Annotated in this window: 19 protein-coding genes; 4 read left to right on the plus strand and 15 right to left on the minus strand. The window is 60.9% G+C overall.

The genetic code is table 11. The features are described from left to right. Positions 1-38 precede the first annotated feature (38 nt). Genes HMPREF2935_RS12070 through hisD form a run of 11 tightly spaced genes read right to left on the minus strand, consistent with a single transcriptional unit; the run spans position 39 to position 8,509 of the window. Complete coding sequence (locus HMPREF2935_RS12070) at positions 39-671, minus strand: TIGR02234 family membrane protein (protein WP_061923337.1); 633 nt, start codon at positions 669-671, stop codon at positions 39-41. Next, on the minus strand, positions 672-1,034 hold the full coding sequence (hisI, locus tag HMPREF2935_RS12075; protein WP_070733381.1) for a phosphoribosyl-AMP cyclohydrolase: 363 nt from the start codon (positions 1,032-1,034) through the stop codon (positions 672-674). Next, the gene (gene hisF / locus HMPREF2935_RS12080; protein WP_070733383.1) at positions 1,031-1,795 is read right to left on the minus strand and encodes an imidazole glycerol phosphate synthase subunit HisF; all 765 of its coding nucleotides are present in this window, start codon (positions 1,793-1,795) and stop codon (positions 1,031-1,033) included. The genes hisI and hisF overlap by 4 nt, the downstream gene beginning before the upstream one ends. 13 nt (positions 1,796-1,808) lie before the next feature. Then, on the minus strand, positions 1,809-2,600 hold the full coding sequence (locus HMPREF2935_RS12085; protein WP_070733385.1) for an inositol monophosphatase family protein: 792 nt from the start codon (positions 2,598-2,600) through the stop codon (positions 1,809-1,811). An 18-nt stretch (positions 2,601-2,618) separates the two neighbouring features. Then, a complete protein-coding gene (gene priA, locus HMPREF2935_RS12090) occupies positions 2,619-3,401 on the minus strand; it encodes a bifunctional 1-(5-phosphoribosyl)-5-((5-phosphoribosylamino)methylideneamino)imidazole-4-carboxamide isomerase/phosphoribosylanthranilate isomerase PriA (protein ID WP_061923350.1) in 783 nt (260 codons plus the stop codon). A 15-nt stretch (positions 3,402-3,416) separates the two neighbouring features. Continuing rightward, positions 3,417-4,052 carry an imidazole glycerol phosphate synthase subunit HisH gene (gene hisH / locus HMPREF2935_RS12095; RefSeq protein WP_061923352.1) on the minus strand — a complete coding sequence of 212 codons (636 nt, stop codon included), beginning with the start codon at positions 4,050-4,052 and terminating at the stop codon, positions 3,417-3,419. A 3-nt stretch (positions 4,053-4,055) separates the two neighbouring features. Further along, positions 4,056-5,249 carry an MFS transporter gene (locus HMPREF2935_RS12100; protein WP_210385665.1) on the minus strand — a complete coding sequence of 398 codons (1,194 nt, stop codon included), beginning with the start codon at positions 5,247-5,249 and terminating at the stop codon, positions 4,056-4,058. Positions 5,250-5,296: 47 nt separating this feature from the next. Next, complete coding sequence (locus tag HMPREF2935_RS13295; protein ID WP_162839574.1) at positions 5,297-5,455, minus strand: hypothetical protein; 159 nt, start codon at positions 5,453-5,455, stop codon at positions 5,297-5,299. 14 nt (positions 5,456-5,469) lie between these two features. Next, the gene (gene hisB, locus HMPREF2935_RS12105; protein WP_061923358.1) at positions 5,470-6,072 is read right to left on the minus strand and encodes an imidazoleglycerol-phosphate dehydratase HisB; all 603 of its coding nucleotides are present in this window, start codon (positions 6,070-6,072) and stop codon (positions 5,470-5,472) included. Continuing rightward, positions 6,072-7,181, minus strand: coding sequence for a histidinol-phosphate transaminase (locus HMPREF2935_RS12110; RefSeq protein ID WP_061923361.1), 1,110 nt, complete (start codon positions 7,179-7,181; stop codon positions 6,072-6,074). The genes hisB and HMPREF2935_RS12110 overlap by 1 nt, the downstream gene beginning before the upstream one ends. Positions 7,182-7,183: 2 nt before the next feature. Then, the gene (hisD, locus tag HMPREF2935_RS12115) at positions 7,184-8,509 is read right to left on the minus strand and encodes a histidinol dehydrogenase (RefSeq protein ID WP_070733387.1); all 1,326 of its coding nucleotides are present in this window, start codon (positions 8,507-8,509) and stop codon (positions 7,184-7,186) included. Between the two features lie 146 nt (positions 8,510-8,655). On the opposite strand from hisD, the gene HMPREF2935_RS12120 reads away from it, so the two are divergent. Then, positions 8,656-9,591 (plus strand): YbjN domain-containing protein, encoded by a 936-nt coding sequence (locus HMPREF2935_RS12120; RefSeq protein WP_061923368.1) that lies wholly within the window; start codon positions 8,656-8,658, stop codon positions 9,589-9,591. A 19-nt stretch (positions 9,592-9,610) separates the two neighbouring features. Here the strand turns inward: HMPREF2935_RS12120 and HMPREF2935_RS12125 are convergent, their stop codons facing one another. From HMPREF2935_RS12125 to HMPREF2935_RS12140, 4 genes are all read right to left on the minus strand, one after another. Beyond that, entirely contained in the window at positions 9,611-9,853 is a 243-nt protein-coding gene (locus HMPREF2935_RS12125; protein WP_061923371.1) for a hypothetical protein, read from the minus strand. A gap of 39 nt (positions 9,854-9,892) precedes the next feature. Further along, on the minus strand, positions 9,893-11,434 hold the full coding sequence (locus HMPREF2935_RS12130) for a molybdopterin-dependent oxidoreductase (protein ID WP_061923374.1): 1,542 nt from the start codon (positions 11,432-11,434) through the stop codon (positions 9,893-9,895). 228 nt (positions 11,435-11,662) lie between these two features. Then, positions 11,663-12,151 (minus strand): hypothetical protein, encoded by a 489-nt coding sequence (locus HMPREF2935_RS12135; protein ID WP_235591056.1) that lies wholly within the window; start codon positions 12,149-12,151, stop codon positions 11,663-11,665. 115 nt (positions 12,152-12,266) lie between these two features. After that, positions 12,267-13,025: a hypothetical protein gene (locus HMPREF2935_RS12140; protein WP_083313241.1), complete on the minus strand. Its 759-nt coding sequence runs from the start codon at positions 13,023-13,025 to the stop codon at positions 12,267-12,269. A 308-nt stretch (positions 13,026-13,333) separates the two neighbouring features. On the opposite strand from HMPREF2935_RS12140, the gene HMPREF2935_RS12145 reads away from it, so the two are divergent. From HMPREF2935_RS12145 to HMPREF2935_RS12155, 3 genes are all read left to right on the plus strand, one after another. Next, positions 13,334-13,912 (plus strand): TetR family transcriptional regulator, encoded by a 579-nt coding sequence (locus HMPREF2935_RS12145; RefSeq protein ID WP_070733391.1) that lies wholly within the window; start codon positions 13,334-13,336, stop codon positions 13,910-13,912. 14 nt (positions 13,913-13,926) lie between these two features. Then, the gene (gene glgX / locus HMPREF2935_RS12150) at positions 13,927-16,098 is read left to right on the plus strand and encodes a glycogen debranching protein GlgX (RefSeq protein ID WP_061923386.1); all 2,172 of its coding nucleotides are present in this window, start codon (positions 13,927-13,929) and stop codon (positions 16,096-16,098) included. Positions 16,099-16,134: 36 nt separating this feature from the next. Then, positions 16,135-17,420, plus strand: a 1,286-nt coding sequence (locus HMPREF2935_RS12155) for a 3'-5' exonuclease (protein WP_070733393.1), incomplete at its 3' end; no start/stop codon positions are given.

Here is a 17,420-nt window from a genome sequence, read left to right on the forward strand (position 1 = left end):
CACACTTAGGCTATCGCGATGGCCCGCGAAATAGAAATTCAGGGGCGTTTTACGTCCGTGGGGTCAATGTCGGCGTCGAGCGCATCCCACATCACGCGACCGGAATCGGTGGTGGTCTCTAGTTCCTCGGCGATGCGCTCCTGGCGGGCGGCCGGGCTTTCGTACTTGGTCGAGCGGGGCTTGTCGACGCCCGGTTTGCGCACCAGCAGCATCGCCCCAAACAGCGCGCACGCTGCGCCGAAGATGGCAAGAATGGGGCCAGCCTTTGCGGCCTCGGTGCTGAGGACGGTGGCCCACTCGGAGATATGCGCACCGTTGACGGCATTCTCGTCGGAGGAGCCGGCGCGCAGGAGTTCTTGGGCGCGAGCGGCGTCGGCGCCGTAGGTCAGCAGGGAGACTGGGCTCCACGCCACGGCGGCTGCGGCCAGCGCGCAAATGACGGCCACGATGCGGCGGGAGGTGCGACGCAGGGCCGCCACGGCGACCGAACCGGCCAACAGCACAAGGGTCAGCGCGATTAGCTCGAGGGACCAGAAGGAACCCACCATGTCGACGGTGCTGGAGCCGGACTTATCGTCTTCTACGGCAGCGGTAGCCCACGTCATGCGGGATGAAAGCCACAGCAGGATTGCGCCTGCAGCAATTAAAAGTGGGCCAAGACGGCGTGCCATCTAAAATGCGCCTCCCAAAAGGTCACGAGAATCGAAACAAGTGCGGTCTCCGGTATGGCAGGCCGCGCCTTCTTGGCGAACTGTAATCAGGATGGTGTCGCCATCGCAATCCAGCCGCACCCCCAGTACTTCTTGGGTATGCCCCGAGGTCTGGCCTTTTATCCAATAGTCCTGCCGCGAACGCGAGTAATAGGTGCCCTTGCGCGTGGCCAAGGTGTGCGCGAGTGCGTGGTCATCCATCCATGCCAACATCAACACCTCGCCTTGTTCGGACTGGGCGATGGCGGGAACCAGGCCGTCGGCGTTGCGCTTGAGCAGCTTAGCGACGCCCGGGTCTAGCTCGAAGTCTTCCGGGCTACTCACTTGCGTACCTCGTAGGAGGCCGCCGCGAGGGCATCCTTCACCTCGGCGATTTCCACCTCGCCGAAGTGGAAGATGGAGGCCGCGAGGACGGCGTCGGCGCCAGCTGCAATAGCCGGTGGGAAGTCGGCCGCCTTGCCCGCTCCGCCGGAGGCGATGACGGGGATAGACACCGCAGCACGCACCTTTTTGATGAGCTCGATGTCGAAGCCTGCCTTCGTGCCGTCACCGTCCATGGAGTTCAGCAGAATCTCGCCGACGCCCAGCTCCGCGCCGCGGGTCGCCCATTCGATGGCGTCGAGTTCAGCGGAGCGCGTGCCGCCGTGGGTGGTGACCTCGAAGCCGGAAGGCATGCGTGGGGTTCTGCGGGCGTCGACGGATAGGACGATGCATTGGGAGCCGAAGACTCGGGCAAGCTCGCGCAGCAGCTCCGGGCGGGAAAACGCCGCGGAGTTGACGGCTACTTTATCGGCGCCGGCGCGCAGCAGCTTACGGACGTCGTCGATGCAACGCACGCCGCCGCCCACGGTCAGTGGGATAAAGACCTGGTCTGCGGTACGTCGCACCACCTCGAGCATGGTGCCCCGGCCTTCTTTCGAGGCGCTGACGTCGAGGAAGGTCAGTTCATCGGCACCGAGTTCTTCGTAGCGGGCGGCCAACTCTACTGGGTCGCCGGCATCGCGCAGGTTTTCAAAGTTTATGCCCTTGACCACGCGGCCGTTGTCCACATCGAGGCAAGGGATAACACGCACGGCCAAGGCCATGGCATCCTCCTTTTTAAGATTTTTGACTGTGGCGGGCCACGATGTCGAGAATCGTGGCGTGCACCTGAGGGGTGCCGGCGACCAGACCGCGGGCGCCCGGTGCCCAGTCGTTGCCTTCGGGGTCGGTCGCGATGCCGCCAGCGGCCTTGATGAGCAGAGCGCCCGCGGCGTTGTCCCACGGATGCGGCGAGAAGTTCACCACGCCGTCGAAGACGCCCTGCGCCACGAAAGCCGAATCAACCCCCACGGAGCCGGTCATGCGTGGGCGCAGCCCGGTCTCGCGCAGCTCGTGGAAGATATCCATGGGCAGGTGCGAAGAGCAGCCGACGTGCCCGCGGCCTTCGTCAAAACCGAGAGAATCCGCGCCGCCGCCAAAGCCTGTGGCAGGTCCGCCAACCGAGCGCAGGCCCATGCCCTCGGCAGCCACCACGCGGCGCGTCAGCAGCGGGAAGTCCGCCACCGCAACTACGGGGCGGGAGTCATGGATGAGGCTGACCAGAACGCCGCACAGCGGGTTGCCCGCGGAATAGTTCGCAGTGCCATCAATGGGATCGACCACCCACATGGTCTCCTCGGACGCAAACACGCCGGAAGGCGAGGCAGACTCCTCGCCATAAACCGGAATGCCTGTGAGCTGGGTGAGATGCTGGCGCAGCTGCGCCTCGATCTGCAGGTCCACTTCCGTGGCAAAATCGCCCTCGCCCTTGAAATGGGCAGGCGGCGCGCCGAGGCCGGCGCGGAATAATTCGCTTACTTGGTCAACGGCCGCCTCGGCAAAAGCCACGAGCTCACGCGGTTGAGTCATGAATTGGCGCTCCTCGCTTTAATAGGTGTCAATGGGGTCGATGTAATCCTCTTCCGGCAGCGGCTCTACCTCCGCCACCGCCGCGATTGCTTCTTCGAGGCTAAAGCGCTGCTCATAGAGCGCTTTCCCGACAATCGCGGAATCGATGCCCTCGTTTTCATACAGCGCCAGCTCGCGAAGATCATCCAGGCTAGAGATGCCGCCCGAGGCCGTAATCTTTGCCTCGGTAGCCGCAGCAACCTCACGCAGCAGCTCCACGTTGGGCCCTTCGAGGGTGCCGTCTTTGGTGACGTCGGTGACCACGAAGCGCTGGCAGCCTGCCGCATCGAGGCGCTCGAGTACCTCCCAGAGGTCTCCGCCATCCGATACCCAGCCGTTGCCGCGGCAGCGCCACTCGCCTTCTTCTAGCTGCACCGCTAAGTCCACGGCAATTTTGTCGCCGTGCTTTTCCAGCATTTCCTCGACCCACTCCGGTTTCTCCAGCGCCGCGGTGCCGATGTTGACCCGCCGCGCACCGGTGGCAAGCGCACGCTCCAAAGACTCATCGTCGCGAATTCCGCCGCTCAGTTCCACCTGCATCGAAAGCTCCGCGGTGATCTCCGCCATCAGCGCGTGATTAGAACCGCGGCCAAAAGCCGCATCGAGGTCGACAAAGTGCAGCCATGAAGCTCCCTGCTCCTGCCACTTGAGCGCGGCCTCGCGCGGGGTGCCATAGTTCTTTTCGGTTCCGGCCGCGCCTTGGTCAAGTCGCACAGCCTGGCCGTCAACGGCGTCGACGGCCGGCAACAAAGTAAAGGTCATGGTTTCAAATCCTACTTAAAGCGTATTAATCCAGTTGCGCAACAACTGCGCTCCTACCTCGCCGGACTTCTCCGGGTGGAACTGGGTGGCCCACAGCGCGCCATTTTCCACGGCCGCCACGAAACGGTCCCCATCGTGCTCAGCCCAGGCCACCCGCGGCGGCTCGGTGATTTCGGTTTCCAGCTCCCAGCGGCGGGCCGCATAGGAGTGCACGAAATAGAAGCGCTCTTGCGGAGAAATCCCCGCGAACATCGCCGAGTCCGCAGCAAATTCCACGGTATTCCAGCCCATATGCGGAAGCACGTCAGCCTGCAGCTTTTCCACCCGGCCGGGCCACTCCCCGCAACCATCGGTGGCAATGCCGTGCTCGAAGCCGGCGTCGAAAAGCACTTGCATGCCCACGCAGATCCCCAACACCGGCCTGCCACCGGCCAAGCGCTGGCCGATGATCCGCGGGCCCTGGGCCCTTTTCAGCCCCTCCATGCACGCGGCAAAGGCGCCGACTCCGGGGACCACGAGGCCGTCGGCAGCTACGGCCACCTGGGGATCCGCAGTGACGGTGACCTGCGCGCCTGCGTGTTCAAGCGCGCGCTGCGCCGAACGCAGATTGCCGGCACCGTAGTCCAGCACAACAACATTCTTGCCTGTCATGGGCTATACCTTACGCAACCTTCGCAAACGGGTCTTAATATCGTGTGTCTCGCTAACGCGGGTACGTCCCAGCAGCGTATCGCTGACGGTCAGCAACAGCCCGCCCGCGATAATCGCGGCGCCCGCACCAAACGCGCCGCTATAGCCGGTGCTGGCGACCAACGCGCCCAGCACCGTGGAGCCCAGGCCGGTGCCCGCGTCGTAGAAAATATTCCACACCGCAGAGGCCTCGGAAATCTTTTCGCGAGGCGCGCGGTCGAACATCGCCAGCAGTGCCTCGTTCTGCGCGATGCCAAAGGCACCGCCGAAAATTACGGCGCCGCAAACCAGCAGCCACAGCGACCAGCCTTGCGCGAGCGTGAAGGCAATCAACGCCACGCCACCGGCGGCCGCGAGCTGGGCCGGGATATACAAAGTGCCGGGTTTGCCAAGGCGGTCTGCCACCGCGCCTGCGAAGTAACGCATCACCATCGTCGCAGCACCCACTAAGGAAAGCAGCAGGCCGCCGACGGCCGCGCCGGTGGCTGGGTCCAGTTCTCGCGCCGCGGGGGCGATGAACGTGGAGACCACGCCGTAGCTCATGGAGAAGGTGGTAAGAGCTAGGGCCGGCACGGCGAAGAGTTTCCACATCGGAGCGACGGCTCCGGTCTCACGGTTCGCCACGCTTGACGACGCCGCCTTCAGCGATGGCACACGCAAACACATCACGAAGCCAATGATGCCGATGATGCCAGCGGTGATGTACGCGGTTTCAAAGCCCCAAGCCTGCCCCATCGCAATGCCAGCCGGCAAGAAGACCATCTGGGCGAATCCGACAAAGACGCCAATCATTCCGGTGGCCTTGCCCAGCAGCCGCGAGGGGGCGATTTCTGCGATCAGCGCGCTTTCCGAAACTGTCAACGCGCCGAAGCCAATCCCGCGCAGGGCGGAAAAGACAAGCACGACAACGGCGGCGTTACCAAGCAAGTGGCCGAAGGCCGGAACACCGAGCAGCAGCGCGGCCGCCGCCATGACGGGACGGTAGCCAAAGGTACGCAACATGCGCGGGGTCAAAGTCTGGGTGATAACCGTGGCAGCCATGAAAGCGCCGGTCGAGGCGCCTGCCAGGGTTGCCGAGCCGCCCGAGTCTAGAACCGCCAGCGGGACCACCGGCAGCAGAATGGACCACGCGCCAAAGGCCGCCGCAACGGCGACCATCGTGGCGGTATAGCCCGGGACCTTCCAGATGGACTGCTTCGCGTTGCTCACTGGCCCATCACACCAAACATCCACGCCAGCGCCGCTGCGATGGATACCGCGCCGAGCACAGCAGCCACGATGGTAAAGAACTTAGAGCCTTGCTGATAAGCAGACCAGGCACCACCAAAAAGAAGTCCTGCCACCAAGAACAGGACCAAAATCAAAAAGTTCCCAGAAATTATAAAGCTCCCTTCGTGGAAGGAATCCCCTTTACTCGGGGATCCGGTTCGACGGCCTGCCGCAGCGCACGGGCTACCGCCTTGAATTCTGCCTCGGTGATGTGGTGCGGGTCGCGCCCGTAGCGCACGTTGAGGTGCAAGGTCATTGCCGCGTGTGTGGCCAATGTTTCGAAGAAGTGGCGGTTGATGACTGTGGCATAGTGGCCGCCAATAATCTGCCATTGTAGATGCTCCGGCTCGCCGTTCATCACGAAGTAGGCGCGGCCGGAAAGATCCACCACTGCTTCTACCAATGTCTCATCCATGGGCAAAAGCTGCGAACCGAAGCGGCGGATGCCAGCTTTGTTGCCGGCGGCGTCGGCAAGCGCGCGGCCCAACACAATCGCGGTGTCTTCCACCGTGTGGTGGGCATCGATGTGGGTATCGCCTTGGGCGTGGACCATGAGGTCGAAGCTGCCGTGGGTGCACATCGCGCCCAGCATGTGGTCGAAGAATGGCAGGCCGGTGCTGATGTCTGCGTCCCCGCTGCCGTCGAGGTTTATTTCGACGCGGATTTGGGACTCGTTGGTCACCCTTTCCGCTTTGCCGATGCGGTTTGCCATTAGTCTTCTCCTTCCGCAGTTACTGTACCGCTAAGTTTCGCTGCCGCCGCAAGGAAGGCATCGTTTTCTGCCGGCAGCCCGATGGTGGCTCGCAGAAATCCGCGCTGGCCGACGTCGCGAATCAGCACCTCGCTACTCAAAAACCGCTCCCAGACCGCGTGCTGATCTGCAAAGCGGCCAAAGAACACGAAGTTGGCCTCGCTTTCTACCACAAAATATCCCAGCTCCTGCAGCTTGGCGACGACGCGTTCGCGCTCCGTGGCCAGCTTGTGCACCGTTTCCAGTGTCTCAGCGCTATGCCGCAGCGCGACGATGGCCGCGGCCTGGGAAAGCGTGGAAAGGTGATAAGGAAGGCGCACGAGCATAACGGCCTCGATGAAGGCTGGGTCAGCCACGAAGTATCCCAGGCGCCCGCCGGCGAAGTCGAAGGCCTTGGACATGGTGCGCGAGACCACCACCTTGGTGGGATATTTCGCAATCAAGTGGGCAGCCGAGGGCGAGGAAGAAAACTCCATGTAGGCCTCGTCCACGATGATGATTCCCGGCGCGGCCTGGACCAGTTTTTCGATGTCTGCAAGACGCGTGACATCGCCGGTGGGATTATTCGGCGTGGTGATAAACACGATGTCGGGGCGGTGCTGCGCTATAGCTTCCAGTGCTCGGGGCACGTCGATGCGGAAATCCGCACCGCGTGGGCAATCGATGAACTCGGTGTGGGTGCCCGCGCACAAGATGGGGTGCATGGAGTAGCTGGGGCTAAAGCCCAGGGCTTTACGCCCTGGGCCGCCGAAGGCCTGCAGGAGTTGCTGCAGAACCTCGTTGGAGCCATTTGCCGCCCAGAGGTTTTCCGCTTTCAGTTTGGTGCCGGTTTGGGCGCTTAAGTACTCAGCCAGCGCGCGGCGTAGCTCGGTGGCGTCGCGATCCGGATAGCGATTGAGCGTGCTTGCCTGCTCCTCGATGCTGCGCACGAGATCCGCTACGAGGGCGGCAGAAGGCGAATAAGGGTTTTCGTTGGTGTTGAGCTGGTTGGCCACACGCAGCTGCGGCGCACCGTAGGCAGACTTGCCGCGCAGCTCTTTACGCAGGGGCAGATCAGAAAGTTGGGTCATGGCTATATTCCTTGAAAACGGGCGGCGATGGATTCGCCATGGGCTGGCAACTGTTCGGCGGCGGCGAAGGCGATGACGTTGTCAGAGATCTCTGCCAGCGCCGCTCGGTCATACTCGATGAGGTTTACTGGGCGCAGGAAAGTATGAGTGGATAACCCGGCGCTAAAGCGGGCAGTTCCAGAAGTTGGCAGCACGTGGTTGGAGCCTGCGGAATAATCCCCCAGCGGCACCGGTGCGTACTCCCCGACGAAAATCGCGCCAGCATGCTTAATGCGTTCGGCCACAGCGCGGGCATCATTGGTGTGGATTTCCAGGTGCTCTGCGGCATAGGCATTGGCAACCGCGATTCCGGCCTCTAGGTCATCGACCAGAATGATTCCCGATTGTTGGCCTTCCAGCGCCTCGCGCACCCGCTCGGCGTTGCGGGTGACAAGGTAGCGCATGGAAACCTCGGCGTCGACAAGCGCGGCAAGCTCCGGCGAGTCAGTGATGAGCACGCTCGCCGCCAGCGGATCGTGTTCTGCCTGGGAGATTAGATCGTAGGCAATATAGACCGGGTTTGCCGTGGAATCCGCGAGGATGGCAATCTCTGTGGGCCCTGCCTCCGCATCGGTGCCCACCACGCCGCGTACCAGGCGCTTGGCTGCGGTGACGAAGATATTGCCAGGGCCAGTAATAATATCTACCGGCTCGAGGGAGGCCTCGCCCGTCACCGGTTCCTCATCGCCGTAGGCTAGCAAGGCTACGGCCTGTCCCCCGCCGACGGCCCATACCTCGTCGACGCCCAGCATGTGGCAGGTTGCCAGCACTGTCGGATGCGGCATGCCAGCGAACTGCTCCTGCGGCGGCGAGGCCACCACCAGGCTGGAAGCGCCCGCCTCCTGCGCGGGAACGGCATTCATGATGACCGAGGAAGGATAAACCGCCTTGCCACCTGGAACATAAAGGCCCACGCGCTCTATCGGCTGGAAGACCTCCGTCACCGTGGCTCCCGGGCCAAGCGTCGTAGTGTGCGCGGCCGGCTTCTGCTCCGCGTGCACCTTGCGCACGCGCTTGATGGATTCCTCGATAGCGGCACGGACCCGAGGCTCCAGCCCGGCGGCGGCTGCAGTGAGCGCGGCTTGGGAAACGCGCACGGCGGCCGGGCGTACACGATCGAAATGCTCGCCATAGTCCAATGCCGCAGCCGCGCCCTTTTCCCGCACCGCATGCACCATCGGTGCTACCTTGTCCAGATAAGCCGCAACGTCAGCGCCGCCGCGTGGCATGACTCGGCGCAGGCGGGCGGGGCTTAAAGTCTTTCCGCGCAGATCGATGGTGTGCAACATAGTCCGAGCCCTTTCTATAGCTAGACCAATATACTAACGCCGATTCCCCAGCGGTAGGGCGAGTTTTGGTAATAGAATTGGGCCACAGCTTCTCTCCCCTTATTGCACTATCGCTTAAGCAAATTATGGAAGGCAGGGCCCAGCGCATGGATGAATTCGATTCAGATGCCAGCTGCGAGTCCGCCACGAGCACGAGGCTCCTGGCTCGCATGTGCGAGATCGCTTCCCGCTTGGGTATTCATTCCATTAAAGCCACTGATGAGCTAGTGATTTTTCCACATTCCACAGCGGGTGAAACCCGCGTGAGCCTCGACGCTGCGGGCGAGCCGGTGTTGCATTTTTATACCACCCACCAAGGCCACTTGGGCTTCGAAGATATAGCAGCGCTCGGCGAATTCGCCAACGACTGGAACCACGACTGCATCTCGCCGCGCGTGGTGGTGGATTATGCCGACCCCACTGCGGTCACGCTGTGGGGGCATACATTCTTGGTGGTTCAGGACGAGCCGCAGGATTCCCAGTTGGAGGCAGCGCTGGTGCCGGCTTTGCGCAATGCGAGGTTGTTTTTGAACGCGCTTGCCGACGCCTTCCCTTCCCTCCGCAGCCAGCCATCCCCAGCGGAGGATTCGCCGGCGTCGGAAAGCGCAACAGCGGAGGTGCTGCCCGTGGACATCGCACGGGTGGAGGATATCCTGCGCAGGCTAGGCATCAATCGCTTCCAGACGGACGCCGAGCAATCCGTTTATGCCTGGATAAACGATGTTTTATTTGCATTCGTGCTCGATGTGGGCCCGAGCCTAATCATCAAGGGCCACTGGGACCCGAACTTAAAGGGTGAGGATTTCACCCGCATATTTTTAACGTGCAACGACTGGAACCGCACGCATCATTCGGCGGCGGCGTTTTGTCACTCGAACGTCGACGGCCTGCAGGTGCGCTTGGATTACGCGGTCATGGCAGGCGGCGGGCTTACCGACGCCCAGCTATTGACCAGCCTGGGCCGCGGCATGAAGCACATCCTGCACGGCATCGACGATATTGCCCGAGAGGCGGTTGGCGCCTCACCGGTCCAGTGGCCTTAACAGGCCTTAAAGGCTCAAACTACTGGACGATTTCGTAGTTGCCAGCCTTAGCCAGGGCCTCGTTCATCGCCGGGACGGAGGGGATCACATCGTCCTTGTGCTTGACCACAAGGCGGGCATACTCATGGTCCGTAATTTCGAAGGTGGCCTGGCCCAGGCCACCGGAAGCGAAGATGTCATAGAGTGCCTGCAGCGCTTTGCGGACATCGTTGTCATTCTTTACGCCGCTGACGTGGTAGTGAGTGGAAACAATAATCGACATGAGTCAAATTGTACGACTTTTGCCGTTAGATTCCCGAACTTAGATACGGCCGTTGAACGCCTGCAGCGCAGAATCCTCGCGGGTACCGCCGCGGCCGTCGCCGTAGCCTGCGTAATCAGCGATCCAGCTAACCTTGGAAACCCACTTCACGGCCTTGTAGCCGTGGTTGGATTCCACGCGGCAGCGCGCCGGGGCACCGAGATGGATGTCGACTTCATGGCCGTTGCGGGACAGGGCGATGACAGACTGTGCATCCAGGGCGTCGTCAATGCTAAAGCAGGCATAGAAGGGCTCGCGCGGGCGGTTGTCGTACATCTTCTGCGCTAGGCCATAGGACTCGACCATGACGTAGTTGGCGCCTTCTGGGCGTGGTCCCAACAGGCTTAGCACGTCCTCGATGGAAGGCCCAGCCCAGCGGGAGGTCGCCGACCAACCCTGCATGCAAGTATGCGTTGCCACGTAGGACTGCTGCGGCAACTCACGTAGCTGCTCGATGGTGACGACCTTCTCTACGCCATTAATGTCATCAGCCAGCGTGATTTCGTAGCCCTTCCAGTCATTCTCGCGGAACTTGGTCCACTCCGGCGACTCATCGGGCGTCGGCGGCAGGCCGTTAGTCCAGTGAAACTTGGAAATGTCCTTATCGGTATAAGCCTGCTGGGTAGAAGGCGAAACCTTCAACCAGTTCAGGAAGAGCTTGCGGCCGAGCTCGGTAAACTTCACCACGATGCGCTGGGCACGGGCGCGATCCGCCAGGGACCAGTAGGACAAGAAGATCCAGAACAAAATGACCACCACGATGGTAAAGACCACGGTGGTAAAGGCCTGCGCGTAGCGCTCCACGCTCACGTCGCCGAAGACCATGTGGACCATGTTGTGCTCGCGGTGAACGAAGAACACGAGGAAGACGTGCACAACAATAAACGCGCTCATCAGCACCATTCCAATGAAGTGCAGGGAGCGAGCACCTTGGTGGCCACCCCAGAACTTCACGTAGCGAGGGAACTTCACTCGCACGGCCGGGGCCATGGCTACGCCGGTGAGCATCATAAACGGCGCCAGGATGAAAATGACGAAGGAGTACGCGAGCTGCTGGAGGGCGTCGTATGGCGTGAAGTGCTCCAGCGAGGGTGCCTGCAGGCTCAAGTAGACCTTGGCCGATTCCCAGGCCTCAGGGACTATATCCCAGGAGGTCGGAATCAGCCGGCGCCACAGGCCGGTGGCAAAGAGCAGGGTAACGTAGACAAAGCCATTGAGCACCCACAGCATCACCGCGGCGCCGTGCCAGTGGCGGCCCAATCCGATGTTCTCGCGGCCGGGCAGGGAAAGCATCGGCGAGACCGAAAGCTCATCCATAAGGGAGGTGTAAACGCCCTCCTCTTTGGGCAGCTCACGCTTTGTAAATTTGATCCACTCGGTGCCAGGCGCGCAATCACTGCGCCACCACAGACGCGGCAAGGAAGAGAGCATTTCGATGCCGGAGCGCAGCAGCATACCGATGAGTACGAAGTTGATGAGGTGCGAGGCCCGCAACCAGATAGGAAAGTCTGGGTTTTCACCCAGAGCCAATACATAGTCCATGGGAAAATTCCTCGGTGGTGAGAGATACAACTTTTCACTAGTGTGACTTATTTTTCATTGTGTCGCACCCACCCCGAAATACCAATGGTTTTTCCGTGCTTATTTAGCTTTTGGGCAAAATCAACCCGCATAGCTGGAACAATGCTGGTTTACTCCACAGCATGATTCCCGCCACACGTCCAGCAAATTACACATAATGTATACCCCCGAGCCCCGCATCCTCGGCCTCTAATCTACGCCCGGCACATCCACGAAGGCCGCCGACCAATAAGCAAACATCGCCATAAACGGCGAAACCACCCACGCGATCCCCGGGGCAAACTTTGGCACAAACTGGACCACCTGCCCCGGATCCGCCGGCGCGGAATGCGCCGTTACCCCGCCAACCACATAGAAAGCCGCCGCACCTGCCAGGCAGGCCACCCCACACCACAGCAATTGCCCGACGCCGCGGAACGCCGCGCCGCGCATATAAGAAAACAGCCCGAAGCAAAGCCCCAAGAAACCCACCAGGACAGCGAATACAATGAAGGAAGAAAATTGCACGTCAGCAACATTTTCGATGGCATAGCCGCCGTCTTCTACTTCACGGCCGGTAAGAGTCGGGCGCCACATCCCCCACACCGCCCCCACTACCGAATAGACAACAAGGACTAGGGCAAGCAGCCCCGCACCGAACCCGATGGAGCGAGGAATACGAAACTTGGACTTGGACACCATTTCTTTATAAGGCCTGACTCGAAAGAACTAAAACGAAAAGGAGGAAGTGCCAAAGCACTCCCTCCTTATAAATTACAGCGCCTTGTTTGACGCTATTTTCTCCGCGGAGAGTTTAGACCTCGCCACAGAAGGTCCAGTTGCCGTTCTCGCGGCGGAAACGCATGGTGGAGCTATCCAGACCTTCGTTGGTGTTGACGTTGACGGTTGCGGAAGCATCGTCACCGTTGACAACAACGTCGTTGATGGACTCAACGCCAATTGCGTTCCAGTCGAAGCCATCCAGCTGGGAGGTGTCCTGGCCGGAAGCTGCGAGCATGTTCTTCAGCTCGTTCATCGGAACATCCGGGATCTGGTTGTAGTCCATGTTGGCAACCTCAGAGCCCTGCGCGTTCAGCACTGCGGAGCAGGTGTGATCCGGCATGTACTTGAAGAACTGGCGCATGGTCTTGGTCTCGTAGAGGCCACGGACCAGCTGATTGATGCCGTCGACATCTCCCTGCTCTGCCGGAGCGCCCTCAACCGGAGCGACCGGCGCGGCGTTCTCAAGCGGGTTGGCGCCACCCTCGAATGGGTTAGCCAGGGTCTCCTCCGCAGCGGCTGCGTTGGAGTCCTTGTCTGCGCCTCCCTTCTTCTCTGCGTCCTTGCCGTCCTTCTTATCCTTGTTTGCGTCCTTGTCCTCGGACTTCTTTTCCTTGCTCGCAGCAGCAGACTTGTCCGCATCCTTGGAAGCCTGCGTGGTCTTCGTGGCGGTGGTCTTGTCGCCACCCTGAGCGTTGTTGGCTTCTTCGTCGTTACCGCAGGCAACGAGGGTCATCGGCAGAACCATGGCTACAGCAACGAGGGACTTCTTCGCAGGGGTTAGAAAAGACAAGGGTTAGGCTCCTGAAATATTTACGATGGCTGGCGTCAAGGCTAAATGTAGGTCGCTGTAAATCGGTTCCGAATGGTCGCCGATTCAGCGCGAGCGAAACAGCCTGAGCCAGTTTTCTTTCCGCCTCATCCTAACAAGTCGAAGGTGCGGAATACATGTCGGATCCCTCAAAGAAGCCTGTGAACTTAGGCCTTTTCTTACACATTTACTGGCAAATGTTAAGCCAGTCACCACTATTCGGCGCACAGGCCTTATACACCTGCCGTGCCGCACGGATGCACCGACAGCCGGACGGGTAAGATAACAGCGTGCAATTAGACCGAGACCGTATTCTTTCGACTGCCCTCGAGCTCTTAAATTCCTACGGGCTCGCGGATGTTACGATGCGCAGAGTCTCCACCGCACTCGACGTAGCGCCCGGCGCGCTGTACTGGCACGTCGCCAACAAGCAAGCGCTCATCGCCGCCATGGCCGAGAAAATCCTAGCGCCTGTTTCCGGCACGAGCCCGCTAGACGTCGCAAAGAGCCTGCACTCTGCCCTGCTCAGCTGGCGCGATGGCGCAGAGGTTGCCAGCGCTGGCCTCGCCTACCCTGACTCCGAAACTTGGGAAGTACTCACCGAAAAGATCGCCGCCTCATTTAAGTCAGTCGAAGGCCACTGTGCCTCGGAAGCCGAAGTTCAGGCGGCGTCACTAGCCATCGCGCACCTAGTCTTGGGCGCTACCCAGATGGAGCAATCGCGCCAGCAGTTGGTGGAGTCAGCTAAGGCCACAGCCTCTGCAGACGCCGCGGATAAATCCCCCGTAGACCACCGCCCAGATATCCACCGCGGCGTCGAGATCATCGTAAACGGCCTGCGCAACCCGCTCGCGGGCACGGAAAATTAATTATGCTCTAGGGCATGACTGAAACCGCTGTCTGCCCTACCCAAGCCTGGCCAGGAAAACCCGCGCCACTAGGATCCACGTTCGATGGCTCCGGTACAAACTTCGCCATCTTTTCTGAAATCGCCGAAAAAATCGAGCTCTGCCTCATCGACCGCGAAGGAAAAGAAGAGCGCGTCGAGCTGAATGAAATAACAGCCCACGTCTGGCATGCCTACCTGCCCAACGTTGGCCCGGGCCAGCGCTATGGCTATCGCATCTATGGCCCCTATGACCCCGCCAATGGCCTGCGCTGCGATCCCTCAAAGCTGCTGGTAGATCCGTATGCTAGGGCCTTCGACGGCGATTTCGATGGCGACGCCTCCCTCTACTCCTATGACATCCACGCCGAAGAGGAAGGCACCGGCCGCAACACTGAAGATTCCCTCGGCCACACCATGCTTTCGGTGGTCATCAACCCCTTCTTCGATTGGGCCGGCGACCGCCGCCCCCGCACCCCTGATAATGAGACGGTCATCTACGAAGCCCACGTCAAGGGCATGACTATGCGCCATCCCGACGTGCCTGAGGAGCTGCGAGGCACGTACGCGGGCATGGCGCATCCAGCGATCATCAACTATTTCAAGGAGCTCGGCGTCACCGCCGTCGAGCTGATGCCGGTGCACCAGTTCCTGCAGGATGATCGCCTACGCAACCTCGGCCTCCGCAACTACTGGGGCTACAACACCTTCGGCTTCTTCGCTCCTCACCTGGACTATGCCTATGCCAAAAAGCCCGGCGAGGCCGTCGCGGAGTTCAAGGCCATGGTGCGTGCCTTCCATGAGGAAGGCATCGAGGTCATCCTCGACGTGGTCTATAACCACACCGCGGAGGGCAACCATCTAGGCCCCACCATCGCCTTCCGCGGCATCGATAACCACGCCTACTATCGCCTGGTTGATGAGGACAAGAGCCTCTACATGGACTACACTGGCACCGGTAATTCCCTTAACGTTCGGCATCCGCACTCGCTGCAGCTGATTATGGATTCGCTGCGCTACTGGGTCACGGAGATGCATGTGGACGGCTTCCGCTTCGACCTGGCGGCGACGCTGGCGCGGGAGCTTGACGACGTCGACAAGCTCGCCACCTTCTTCGACCTCGTGCAACAAGACCCCGTGGTCAGCCAAGTAAAGCTCATCGCGGAGCCCTGGGACGTGGGCCATGATGGCTACCAAGTGGGAAACTTTCCACCGATTTGGAGCGAGTGGAACGGCAAGTACCGCGACACCGTGCGCGATTTCTGGCGCGGCGAGCCCGCCACCTTGGGAGAGTTTGCCTCGCGGCTTACCGGCTCTTCCGATCTTTATGGCAACAATGGCCGCCGCCCTACCGCTTCCATCAACTTCATCACCGCCCACGATGGATTTACGCTGCGGGACCTCGTCACCTACAACGACAAGCACAATGAGGAAAACGGCGAGGACTCCCGCGACGGCGAGTCCTTCAACCGTTCCTGGAACCACGGCGTGGAAGGGCCTACCGAGGACGAAGAGATAAAGAAGTTGCGCCGCCGGCAGGTGCGCAACTTCCTGACCACCTTGTTGCTTTCCCAGGGCACGCCGATGCTTTGCCACGGCGACGAGTTCGGGCGCACGCAGGGCGGCAATAACAACGTCTATTGCCAGGACAACGAGATTTCCTGGATGGATTGGTCGCTGCTGGAAGAAGAAAAGTCCGAGGCGATGCTGGGCTTTACCAAGCGCGTGCTCGCCATCCGCCGCGCGCATCCGGTCTTCCGCAGGCAACGTTTCTTGGCCGGTGGCCCGCTGGGCTCCGACGTGCAGGACCGCGACATCGCCTGGCTGGTGCCCTCTGGCAAGCTGATGACGCAGGACGACTGGGATCATGACTTTGGCCGCGCGTTGATGGTTTACCTCAACGGAAACGCAATCACCGAGACCACAGCCCGCGGCGAGCGCATCACCGATGATTCCTTCATCATGATCTTCAACGCCCACCACGGCGAGATTGAGTTCACCCTGCCTACCAAGGACTTGGGCGCGCGCTGGCGGCTTATGGTCGATACGGCGGATTCCGGCGGCTACCCCGCGGAGGAAACCTACATTGATGCAGAGGGTACGATCACTGTTCAACCGCGCTCGACGCTGATTCTGCGCCAGGAAGAGCCGCCAGTCTTCGACGCTTAAGAAATTTTCCTCCGATTTTCCCCGGAAAGGTAGTTCGTGTCTTTTCACGCCCACGCCACCCGCATCGATGTCACGAATAAGGAGCTTATTTTCCAAGCTTCTTTGCTTTCTGCTTGCCTGGGCAAGGCTAAACAGGAGCAGGTTGCGCTAAGCGACGTCACCGATGTCACCGTCTGCGCCCCCACCGCGGCGGGCTTTGGATACGTGGAATTAGGCGGCGTCGGCAAGCGCATTGCCTTTGCCCCCAATCAGGACGCGGCGGCTTTCGCGCGTGCGGTCGAGGCTGCGCTGCGCGGTGAGGCGCCGGCGGAGGCGGCCTCGGTCAGCGGGCTGAACTTCACCGCCGTTGATGTGGAAACCGCCAACGATGATTGGGGTTCGGTGTGCCAGATTGGTGCGGTGCGTTTCCGCGATGGGCAGGAAACCGAATCCCGCACTTGGCTGTGTACTCCCCCGCCGGGCCTTGAGAAGTTCGCCGATATCAACATCTCGATCCACGGCATTAAGCCTGCCGACGTCGAGGGTGCCCAGCCTTTTGCAGAGGCCGCGGCGGAACTTTTTGAGTTCATGGACGGCGATGTTTTAGTCGCGCATAACGCACAGTTCGATTCCACCGCTTTGCGTCAGGGCCTGCTGAAGGCTGGCGGTTCGATTCCGGAGATCACTTTGGCATGTTCGCTAGCACTGGCTCGCGATGCCTCTTCTGCCGGCGTTATCGATGTGGTCAACCACAAGCTGCCCACGGTGGCGGCATTCTGTGGTGCCGATGACTTCCAACACCACGAGGCAACTGCCGACGCCCGCGCAGCCGGCGTCATCGTCGCGGACCTTGCGCGGCGCTTTGGGCACGTGGGCTCGGTGGATGAGCTCTTCCGTTCCCGCGAATTTAGCCTCGGCAAGTTGGATAAAGAGGCAATTCTGCCGGTACTGCGCGCGCATACCGCGCCTACCTCTGCGGCCGACCTTGGCGCTGGCACGGACTTCCGCGACAAGACCCGTAAGTCGGGTACTAAGACCGACGCAAAGACCGGCGGAAAGGAAAAGAAGTCCGGCCGCGGACCCGCTCCGTGGCAGTCGGTAGCCACACCGGATACCATTCCGGACCCGAACCTCGATGCGGATCCGGAAGGCGCGCTCTTTGGCCAAAACGTAACTCTGACCGGTGACTTTGAGCCTTTCGATAAAGGTCTGCTCTGGAAGGGCATCGCTGAGCGCGGCGGCAAGATTGGCAAGAACGTCACCAAAAAGACCACCATTCTGGTCCTCGGCGAGTGGGCGACGAAGACCTCGAAGGAAAAGCGCGCCGAAGAGCTCATCGAAAA

The organism is Corynebacterium sp. HMSC076D02 (assembly GCF_001813815.1).
GTDB classification, from domain to species: Bacteria; Actinomycetota; Actinomycetes; order Mycobacteriales; family Mycobacteriaceae; genus Corynebacterium; species Corynebacterium simulans.

Bases quoted from the DNA above. Each gene is read 5' to 3' on its own strand.
- HMPREF2935_RS12070 (WP_061923337.1), bottom strand. From the start codon at position 671: ATGGCACGCCGTCTTGGCCCACTTTTAATTGCTGCAGGCGCAATCCTG.
- hisF (WP_070733383.1), bottom strand. From the start codon at position 1,795: ATGGCCTTGGCCGTGCGTGTTATCCCTTGCCTCGATGTGGACAACGGC.
- HMPREF2935_RS12085 (WP_070733385.1), bottom strand. From the start codon at position 2,600: ATGACTCAACCGCGTGAGCTCGTGGCTTTTGCCGAGGCGGCCGTTGAC.
- priA (WP_061923350.1), bottom strand. From the start codon at position 3,401: ATGACCTTTACTTTGTTGCCGGCCGTCGACGCCGTTGACGGCCAGGCT.
- hisH (WP_061923352.1), bottom strand. From the start codon at position 4,052: ATGACAGGCAAGAATGTTGTTGTGCTGGACTACGGTGCCGGCAATCTG.
- HMPREF2935_RS12100 (WP_210385665.1), bottom strand. From the start codon at position 5,249: ATGGTCGCCGTTGCGGCGGCCTTTGGCGCGTGGTCCATTCTGCTGCCG.
- hisB (WP_061923358.1), bottom strand. From the start codon at position 6,072: ATGGCAAACCGCATCGGCAAAGCGGAAAGGGTGACCAACGAGTCCCAA.
- HMPREF2935_RS12110 (WP_061923361.1), bottom strand. From the start codon at position 7,181: ATGACCCAACTTTCTGATCTGCCCCTGCGTAAAGAGCTGCGCGGCAAG.
- hisD (WP_070733387.1), bottom strand. From the start codon at position 8,509: ATGTTGCACACCATCGATCTGCGCGGAAAGACTTTAAGCCCCGCCCGC.
- HMPREF2935_RS12120 (WP_061923368.1), top strand. From the start codon at position 8,656: ATGGATGAATTCGATTCAGATGCCAGCTGCGAGTCCGCCACGAGCACG.
- HMPREF2935_RS12125 (WP_061923371.1), bottom strand. From the start codon at position 9,853: ATGTCGATTATTGTTTCCACTCACTACCACGTCAGCGGCGTAAAGAAT.
- HMPREF2935_RS12130 (WP_061923374.1), bottom strand. From the start codon at position 11,434: ATGGACTATGTATTGGCTCTGGGTGAAAACCCAGACTTTCCTATCTGG.
- glgX (WP_061923386.1), top strand. From the start codon at position 13,927: ATGACTGAAACCGCTGTCTGCCCTACCCAAGCCTGGCCAGGAAAACCC.